Below are 8,830 nucleotides of genomic sequence, written 5' to 3'. Positions count from 1 at the left end.
AACGACTTAAAGCCTTCGGCGACTTCTTCCTAGGTGGAGGCTGACCGCCTCCACCTAGGAAGAAGTGGTGTTGACACAGTTCGCTTTACACTCCCAGATTTTGGAAGGGGTTTAAAAAATTGCCTGCTGTTTTTCTCCTCAACACTTTGCGAAAAGCAAAATCTTGCATGTCGAAAAATAGCAGGCAATTTTTTTAAACATCTTCCGTAATTGCTCCCTGTCCTGGTGCAAACCTATCCAAAGCCAATCCTCTTCCAGTCCTGGAGCAAATTATTGCATGACAATCTTCTTCCCTTGGTGATATTTTCCCTGATACGAGCCACAACACCTGCCAAATCTTTTGTAGCAGCTGATTTCCTTTCTGATTGTTAGCCTGACATCTGCCAGATCGTTTGCATCAGCTGATTTCCTTTCTGATTGCTAGCCCACCACCTGCCAGACCGTTTGCAGCAGCTGATTCCCTTTCTGATTGTTAGCCTGCCATCTGCCAGATCGTTTGCAGCAACTGATTTCCTTTCTGATTGTTAGCCCACCACTTGCCAGACCGTTTGCAGCAGCTGATTTCCTTCCTGATTGTTAACCTGCCATCTGCCAAACCGTTTGCATCAACTGATATCTTTTCTGAATTGCTAGCCCACTATCTGCCAGATCGTTTGCAGCAACTGATTTCCTTTCTGATTGTTAGCCTGCCACGTGCCAGATCGTTTTGCAGCAACTGATTCCCTTTCTGATTGTTAGCCTGCCATTTGCCAGATCGTTTGCAGCAGCTGATTTCCTTTCTGATTGTTAGCCCACCACTTGCCAGACCGTTTGCAGCAGCTGATTTCATTTCTGATTGTTAGCCTGCCAGCTTCCAGACGGCTTCCATCAGCTGATATCTTTTGTGATTGATTAGCCTACTACCATCTGCCAGATCGTTTGCAGCCGCTGATTTCCTTCCTGATTGTTAGCCTGCCATCTTCCAAGCTGTTTGAAGCAGCCAAATTCCTTCTGATAACAAGCCCCAGCATTTGCCAGACCGTTTGAACTAAGGGAATACTGTAACAAATTCATGTGATTTTTCATGAAAAACTCTGTTTTTGACGTTGTAAAGGAGTGTAATAAATTAATTCTATTAAAATAGTAGTATTAATAATATTATTACGTTACATTTGAATCGTTAAGACAATAACTTAAGATTTTATCAGCAGATTTCTATGAACTCAACTTTACTTTTTAATATCTCTAATCAGGAGATCGGGGCAGGAATGGTAAACGTTCTTCGTCATCGGTTCCGTTGTTGTTGATCCTCTTCTAATTACCGAAACTCTTCCTGTTGGTTAGCCGCTCTTGCATAAGCGTTGCAGATCTTTTTTACATGTGGCCTTTTGGCAGGGTTCGGTGCGACTAAATTTTAGATTAAAGTAAAAAGCAATTCATGACCTCATTTAATAAAATACCACATATGACATCGATTTTTAACAGTATAGTGCTGTACTTGCTGGTGGCCACTTCCACTTCCTCTCTTGCGCAGCAGCCTGTTCATATAGATACAGCCTCCGTTACAAGGCATGGCCCGGAAAACGGATCACTGCTAATTATTGGCGGCAACGTAGGCAATACTCCGGCGGTATGGAACAAGTTTGTGGAACTTGCCGGGGGAAAGGATAAAGCAAAGATCGTGGTGGTGACTGCCGCCGTGGGCGATTCTGCTGCCTTCGATCAAAAAGATATCAACGAGATTAAGAAAATCACTGGGATTAAAAGTGTTACGCTGCTGCACACGGGAAGTTTAGCTGAAGCCAACTCTGAGCGTTTTATCAAACCTATACAGGAAGCCACAGGCGTATACTTCCTGGGCGGACGCCAGTGGAGGATTGCAGATGCTTACCTGAATACGCTGACGCACCAGGCATTTTTTGATGTACTTAAACGTGGCGGCGTGATCGCGGGAAGTTCTGCAGGAGCAACAATTCAAGGGTCTTTTTTATGGAGAGGGGATACCAGCGGGGCAGATGTGCTTGTCGGGGACCACTTGCAGGGACTGGGTTTCCTGAAGAATGCAGCGATCGATCAGCATTTGCTGAAACGCAACAGGCAGTTCGACCTGGTGGATTTTATACGTTTTTCTCCGAAACTGATCGGTATCGGACTGGATGAGGCAACGGCAATTGTGGTGCAGAAAGATACGCTGCAGGTTGTAGGTAAATCTTATGTCGCCATTTATGATCACGATACTATAGTGAAGAAGAATATACCTTTTGTATTGCTTCAGAGCGGACAAAGCTATGACCTGAAAAACAGGAAGATCATTAATCCGGTAAGGGCGGCGCGTGCTACCAACTAATACCGGTATAGATATGAAATTATTAAATTGATATGTTTAAAGATCAAATTAACTCCGAAAATAAGATATGGAAAGGATATGAAAAGATACTTTTCAGGCTTTCCTTTATTTATTTTTTTCTGCAGGTATTTCCGCTCGACTGGAAATACTACCGCCATTTGTTTAGTATCAACTGGTTCCATATCAGCTTTGCAGAGCTTTTTCAGGTCGCAAAATATACACCTCAGTTTGTGTCTGCGGGTTATGATCCGCAGGACTGGGGATTGGCCAGCTTTGCCGACTGGGGTTTTATTTTCATCCTTGCGGCAGTGGGCACAGTGATCTGGTCGCTGCTTGATAAAAAGAGCACAAACTACGACCGCTTCTATGCCTGGCTGAGGATACTGGTGCGCTACCGTTTGGGGATCGCTGTGATCGCCTATGGCTTTTTAAAATTATTTGCGATTCAGGCTCCCTATCCGTCATTGAGTAGTCTGAATACGCCTTATGGCGATTTCACGACATGGAAGTTGTTTTCACTGAGCCTGGGCATTGTGCCCGGCTACCAGGCCTTTCTTGGGGCGGTTGAGTTGATTGCGGGAATCCTGCTGCTGTTCAGGCGTACAACAGTCATTGGGGCTACAATTATTATCTTTTTTATCGGTAATGTATTTATGTCTAACCTCGCTTACGAGGGTGGGGAAGTGGTGTACAGCTTTTACCTGGTTACCCTGGCCTTGTTCCTGATCGTTTATGATTTACAAAGAATTATCAGCCTGATCATTTTACATATTCCAGTAGCACCTGCAAAACCAGCTATTATCTGGACAAATCAGCTGAAGACTGCACGGCTGGTGCTTAAATCCGTACTGATCCTTGTATTTGTAGTGATCTATGGGTTTAGTGCACATGGTTCTGCGGTTAAAGGAGGATATCATTTTACACATCTTCCGGGTATCAAAGCATTAAGAGGGTTATACACGGTCGAGTCGTTCAAACTGAATGGGCTGGACAGGCCATATTCACTGACAGATTCTCTGCGCTGGCAGGATGTGGTGTTTGAGAAATGGGCAACGCTCAGTATCAGGATCAACCGTAACGGGCAGGTATTAAATGATAATGTGGAAAGTATACCTGCAGGCAATTCGCAGAGTTCGTTTGAGCCGGCAGGCACAAGAGGCAGGGTATATTACAATTTTAAAGCCGACACGGTGAGTCATACTTTAAGTCTCAGCAATATCGCTGCACATGAAAAAACTTCGGCGCAAAATGATTCCCCGGTACCAAAAAATGCGACTTCAGCTATAACTCCGGGATCAGCGGCAAAGGGACAGCTGACGTATCAGCTGCAGCCGGATTCTACAGTTGTTATCAGCGGAACCCTAAATGGCGACCGGATCGAGGCTGTGCTGGAAAAGGACCCTAAAAAGTATCTGCTAAAAGCAGCGGAAAAAGGACGGTCCAAAGGTTTGAAATTATAAAGATAAATTTAAAGATATGTCTGTTAGCAATACCATCTCTGAATCCGGAGCAGCGCAGTTTACTGAAGACCCGAGAGCTGTTCACCATGACGAAAGCCGGAAGCGCCAGGACAATACCGCTGGCTACTCTGCAAGCGAATTAACTGCGGCGGCACAGCCTCCGCTGGTATGGAAGCCTTATCAAAAGATTGCTTTCCGTATCGCTTTTATCTTTTTCATCCTGATGACCATCCCGGAAAGCCCTTCATGGTATACGCAGTGGTTTCAGTTCGACTGGACGAGCCTGCACTACCGTGATCTGTATGATATCGCACGTTATCAGCCTTCGTTTATCCGGGGCGCAGGGTTTTACGGATATGCAGAATGGTTGGTGCTGCTTGCGGTTTCTATCGGCGGCGGACTGATGTGGACTGTGCTTGATAAAAAGAGGACGGAATATAACGTATTGTACTACTGGCTAACTGTGATCGTTCGTTACCGCGCGGCCATCGGGATCATCGGCTTTGCCTTTACCAAGGTGCTGCCCGTGCAGATGCCATATCCTTCTACGGGAATTTTAAACACAAACTTTGGTGATCTTACCGCACAAAAGATTTACTGGTTATCTATCAGTATCGTACCCTGGTACCAGGTATTTGCCGGCGTGGTAGAGCTAACCGCTGGAGTGCTGCTGTTCTTCAGGAAAACGGCTGTGCTCGGTGCGATCATTCTTTTTGGTGCCCTGGGCGATATCGTATATGTGAACTTTGCCTATGACGGCGGGGTGCATGTGTACAGCAGTTATTTCGTGCTCTTTGCAGCCTTTATTATCGCCAAGGAGATCCCTAAAATTTACAATCTCTTCATCCTGGAACGCTATACCGTTCCCGTTAATTTTAATCTTCAGTTCACAGCGCCCTGGCTTAAAACAACAAGGATCGTATTGAAAGCAGGGGTGATCTTCCTTTTCCTGTTTGTATTTTTTTATATCCAGCTGAATAACTTTTTGTATGATCCTTACAAGCAGCCAGCCGCAAAGGGAGTATCAAAATTAAGAGGATATTATCAGGTTGCTGAGTTTAAGCTCAATAATCAGGTGATCCCTTATTCTCCGCAGGACTCGCTGGCCTGGCAGGACGTAACCTTCGAAAACTGGACTACACTGACCTTTAAGCAAAACCGGCCTGTGCCGCTGGATCTTTCCAATGGCGGGGGATCGCCAATGAGGGATATCAACCGCACTTTCGAAATCGCGGGTGTGGGCGGTGGCAGAAGGGTATTCTATTATGAAGCCGATACGGTCAACCATGTGCTGTATCTGCAGGATAAATACAGGGATCTTTCTGCATTGCGTGCCGGCGGGAAAAAGAAAAAGCATGCAAAACATGATGCGGATAAAACACAAAAGAACTTCCTTACCGATGCACAGGAATATGCCCAGGTAGATCCCGCGGGACTGACCGGCAGAAGGCTGAAAGGGATCAGCGCAGAGCGGGCACTGGAATCCGGCAGAAAAAGAATGGTACTTCATTACAGCACTACGGATGGAAAAGAGGTGATCTTAAACGGTATCAACGAAAATAAAGATTCTGTTTCCGTGATTTTACACCGGGTGGATAGAAAATATGCCTTAAAACCTAGTACCTTGAGTGCAGGAAAATATTAAATGGATTTAAAAAATACAGCATACGATGCCATAGTTGTGGGCTCCGGGCCCAATGGCCTGGCTGCGGCGATCACCATGCAGCAGCAGGGCTTAAGTGTCCTGCTGATCGAAGGCAAGGATACGATCGGCGGGGGACTGCGGACGGCAGAACTGACGCTGCCGGGATTTCATCACGATATCTGCTCGGCGATCCACCCGATGGCAATCGCATCACCCTTTTTCGCTTCGCTGCCGCTGCGGCAGCATGGCCTGGAGTTTATCCAGCCCGGACTTCCGGCGGCACATCCTTTTGATGATGGAACCGCGGCTTTTTTATCCAGATCGCTGGAAGAAACAGCGGAAGCCCTGGGGCCCGACCTTCAGGCCTATTTTGACCTGATCGGCCCGCTGGTGCGCGACTGGGAGAAGCTGGTCGGCAATATCCTCTCGCCGCTGAAATTTCCGGAACATCCATTGTTACTGGCCGGATTCGGGTTCAAAGCACTGCAGTCGGCCGAAATGATTTCCAAAAGGTTCTCCACTGAAAAGGCCAGAGGGCTCTGGGCAGGGATGACCGCACATTCGATCCAGCCGCTGAGTAATCTGGCTACAGCAGCAATCGGGATGGTCTTATCTGCGGTTGGCCATGTTCATGGCTGGCCGGTTCCCAAAGGAGGATCACAAAACGTTGCCGATGCCCTGGCCGCGCATTTTGTTTCCCTTGGTGGAGAAATCCAGACGGGATGGATGCTGAAATCGCTGGACGAGTTACCGAAAGCTAAATCTGTACTCCTGGATCTTACGCCAAAGCAATTGCTGAAGCTGGCACCGGATAAATTTTCTGCTTTGTATAAGTGGCAGCTTGGCCGTTACAGATATGGTATGGGCGTTTTTAAGGTCGACTGGGCCTTATCTTCCCCAATACCTTTTACAGCAGAAGAATGCCGCAGGGCGGGAACGGTACATCTTGGGAATACCTTTGGCGAAACTGCCCGTACAGAACAGCAGACAGCGCGAAATATCCATGCAGAAAAACCATTTGTTCTGCTTGCGCAATCAAGTGTGTTTGATGACAGCCGCGCTCCAGAGGGCAAACATACCGCCTGGGCGTACTGCCATGTGCCCAATGGCTCTGTAAAGGATATGACCGAAGCGATAGAAAAGCAGGTGGAGCGTTTTGCTCCCGGTTTCAGGGACACGATCCTCGCGAAGCATACGATGAACACTGCTGAGATCGAAAGCTACAATCCCAATTATATTGGCGGTGATATCAACGGCGGCATCATCGATCTTGGCCAGTTATATACCCGCCCCGCGCTGAGGATCTCCCCATACCGGACATCCGCAAAGGGCATTTACATCTGTTCTTCATCCACTCCTCCGGGCGGAGGCGTTCATGGCATGTGCGGTTATTATGCTGCAAAGCAGGCACTGTCTGATATTTTTAATCTTAAAACCCCTAACCTTAATTCTAATGACAGCTAAAACTACCCGTTTTACATTACATGAAGACTGGACCGTAGTTATTCTCGGTTCCCTGGTCATCCTTTCTGCTCTTTTCTTTTATGTGGTGCCCGTTCCGGTTTACAAATGGAGCAGCCCGGCAGAGCTGACCAGCAATGTCCTCAACGCGCGTAATCTGGCGGTGCTGCTCATCCAACTGGTTTTTGTGCTCATCATAGGAAGTATCGGTGCGCTGATCACCGGCAAAGAAGTGAAGAATTTCCTTATTGGCTTTCCCGCGGTATATCTTTTAACTATCCTCGCACTGATCATTGCCGGGAATACTTTTATCAAATCTATCAATCTCGAAGCCGTGATTTTCAGCCTCGTGATCGGCCTGCTCATCGGTAATTTTTTCAAGCTGCCGCAGTGGTTCCGCGATACCTTGTCGACCGAGCTTTTTGTGAAAATCGGACTGGTGCTCCTGGGGACAACGGTTATTTTTTCAGATATCCTTAAAGCAGGTTCCCTTGGTTTAATCCAGGCGCTGGTAGTGGTGCTTTCGGTTTGGTATTTCGCCTTCTGGCTGTGCAAGAAACTGAAGGTAGATGAAGAGCTGACCATGATGATCTCCAGCGCAGTTTCCATCTGCGGGGTGTCTGCTGCGATTGCTACTTCGGGAGCGATCAAGGGAGATCCTAAAAAACTTTCCTATGTAATTTCGATGGTACTCATTACGGCAATACCGATGATGATCTTTATGCCCTACATCGCTGCGTTTTTCCATTTTCCGCAACAGGTAACTGGTGCATGGCTGGGCGGAAGTATTGATACCACCGGGGCTGTGGTGGCTTCAGGAACGCTCGTTGGGGAGGAAGCACTGAAGATCAGTACCATTGTGAAGTTTTCGCAGAATGTGCTGCTGGGGATTGCCGCTTTTGCAATCAGTATCTACTGGTCTTACAATAAGACTGCTAAGGGAGCAGAGTCGACTGAGAAACCAACCTTAAAAGTGATCTGGGACAGGTTCCCTAAGTTTGTGCTTGCTTTCATCGGGGCTTCGCTGCTGTTCTCTTTCTTTTTATCACCAGAACTTGCTTCATCCGTAAAGGACAGTCTTAAAAACCTGCAGAATGCCTGGTTTACACTGGCTTTCACCAGTATCGGACTGGAGACTAATTTCAAGGATCTGTTTAAGAACGAAAATAAGAAACCGTTGTATGCTTTTTTGATTGCGCAGCTGTTTAATGTATTTGTGACGCTTGCTATTGCCTGGTTTTTATTTGGTAATGCAGCCGCGATTTGATGAACTTTAACAATGAATAACCGGGCACTCATTAATCGTTACGTGATCACCCTGCTGTTTTTTGTCATTTCAGCAGTGGTGATCGTCGTCACTTCTTTAAAAAGAACAAAGGCAAGTTATCCTGAGAAATTTGGGATTGGCCGTGCTGCAAGTGCGGCTGAGATCAGCGCGCTTGATATTGATGTCCGCCCAGACGGCAAAGGTTTACCTGTAGGCTCCGGGGATATCGCAGCCGGTAAGCTCATCTACAATACCAAGTGCCTGGCCTGTCACGGCGACGGAAAAAAGACGGAAGTTAAGCTTCCCGGAGAACCTTTGTTTGTTGATTATGCTGAATTTAAGAATAATACTGCCGGACAAAAAGCTGATCAATCACCCAAAACAATCGGGACATACTGGCCGTATGCCACTACGATCTTCGATTATGTCAGAAGAGCAATGCCATATAACGCACCCGGATCGCTGAGCAATCAGGAGGTGTACCATCTTACCGCTTATCTTTTATACCGTAACCATATCATTTCTTCAGGTACTGTAATCACTGAAAAATCATTACCGAAGATTGTGATGCCGGCGAAAGAGAAATATGTTGAGGACGATCGCGAAGGCGGGACAGCGTTAAAATAAGATGTGCCTGTAGTTTCAGCTAACAGGAGATGAGATTGAGCAGG

7 protein-coding genes are annotated in these 8,830 nt (G+C 46.8%); 6 read left to right on the top strand and 1 reads right to left on the bottom strand.

Annotation, left to right across the window (positions count from 1 at the left end; genetic code table 11):
• Positions 1-891: 891 nt before the first annotated feature.
• A complete protein-coding gene (locus FN831_RS27830; RefSeq protein ID WP_185960611.1) occupies positions 892-1,065 on the bottom strand; it encodes a hypothetical protein in 174 nt (57 codons plus the stop codon).
• Between the two features lie 379 nt (positions 1,066-1,444).
• Between FN831_RS27830 and FN831_RS26120 the strand changes: the two genes are divergently transcribed.
• The 6 genes from FN831_RS26120 to FN831_RS26095 are packed head-to-tail and all read left to right on the top strand — an operon-like array spanning position 1,445 to position 8,786.
• Positions 1,445-2,326: a cyanophycinase gene (locus tag FN831_RS26120; protein ID WP_142531167.1), complete on the top strand. Its 882-nt coding sequence runs from the start codon at positions 1,445-1,447 to the stop codon at positions 2,324-2,326.
• 32 nt (positions 2,327-2,358) lie between these two features.
• On the top strand, positions 2,359-3,786 hold the full coding sequence (locus tag FN831_RS26115; RefSeq protein ID WP_142531166.1) for a DoxX family protein: 1,428 nt from the start codon (positions 2,359-2,361) through the stop codon (positions 3,784-3,786).
• A 16-nt stretch (positions 3,787-3,802) separates the two neighbouring features.
• Positions 3,803-5,431, top strand: coding sequence for a hypothetical protein (locus tag FN831_RS26110; protein ID WP_246101767.1), 1,629 nt, complete (start codon positions 3,803-3,805; stop codon positions 5,429-5,431).
• A complete protein-coding gene (locus FN831_RS26105) occupies positions 5,432-6,895 on the top strand; it encodes a phytoene desaturase family protein (RefSeq protein WP_142531165.1) in 1,464 nt (487 codons plus the stop codon).
• Entirely contained in the window at positions 6,885-8,159 is a 1,275-nt protein-coding gene (locus FN831_RS26100; protein ID WP_142531164.1) for a YeiH family protein, read from the top strand. Before FN831_RS26105 ends, FN831_RS26100 begins: the two co-directional genes overlap by 11 nt.
• 12 nt (positions 8,160-8,171) lie before the next feature.
• Positions 8,172-8,786, top strand: a complete 615-nt coding sequence (locus FN831_RS26095) for a c-type cytochrome (protein ID WP_142531163.1) — start codon at positions 8,172-8,174, stop codon at positions 8,784-8,786.
• The last annotated feature ends 44 nt before the right edge of the window (positions 8,787-8,830 follow it).

The sequence above is a fragment of the Pedobacter westerhofensis genome (genome assembly GCF_900182595.1).
Classification (GTDB): domain Bacteria; phylum Bacteroidota; class Bacteroidia; order Sphingobacteriales; family Sphingobacteriaceae; genus Pedobacter; species Pedobacter westerhofensis.
The sequence above is the reverse complement of the archived record's forward strand: the minus strand, read 5'-3'. Positions and strand labels throughout refer to the sequence as shown.

What these genes read in the sequence shown, in the direction of transcription:
- FN831_RS26100 (WP_142531164.1), top strand. Translation starts at nt 6,885, where the DNA reads ATGACAGCTAAAACTACCCGTTTTACATTACATGAAGACTGGACCGTA.
- FN831_RS26105 (WP_142531165.1), top strand. Translation starts at nt 5,432, where the DNA reads ATGGATTTAAAAAATACAGCATACGATGCCATAGTTGTGGGCTCCGGG.
- FN831_RS26110 (WP_246101767.1), top strand. Translation starts at nt 3,803, where the DNA reads ATGTCTGTTAGCAATACCATCTCTGAATCCGGAGCAGCGCAGTTTACT.
- FN831_RS27830 (WP_185960611.1), bottom strand. Translation starts at nt 1,065, where the DNA reads ATGAAAAATCACATGAATTTGTTACAGTATTCCCTTAGTTCAAACGGT.
- FN831_RS26120 (WP_142531167.1), top strand. Translation starts at nt 1,445, where the DNA reads ATGACATCGATTTTTAACAGTATAGTGCTGTACTTGCTGGTGGCCACT.
- FN831_RS26115 (WP_142531166.1), top strand. Translation starts at nt 2,359, where the DNA reads ATGTTTAAAGATCAAATTAACTCCGAAAATAAGATATGGAAAGGATAT.
- FN831_RS26095 (WP_142531163.1), top strand. Translation starts at nt 8,172, where the DNA reads ATGAATAACCGGGCACTCATTAATCGTTACGTGATCACCCTGCTGTTT.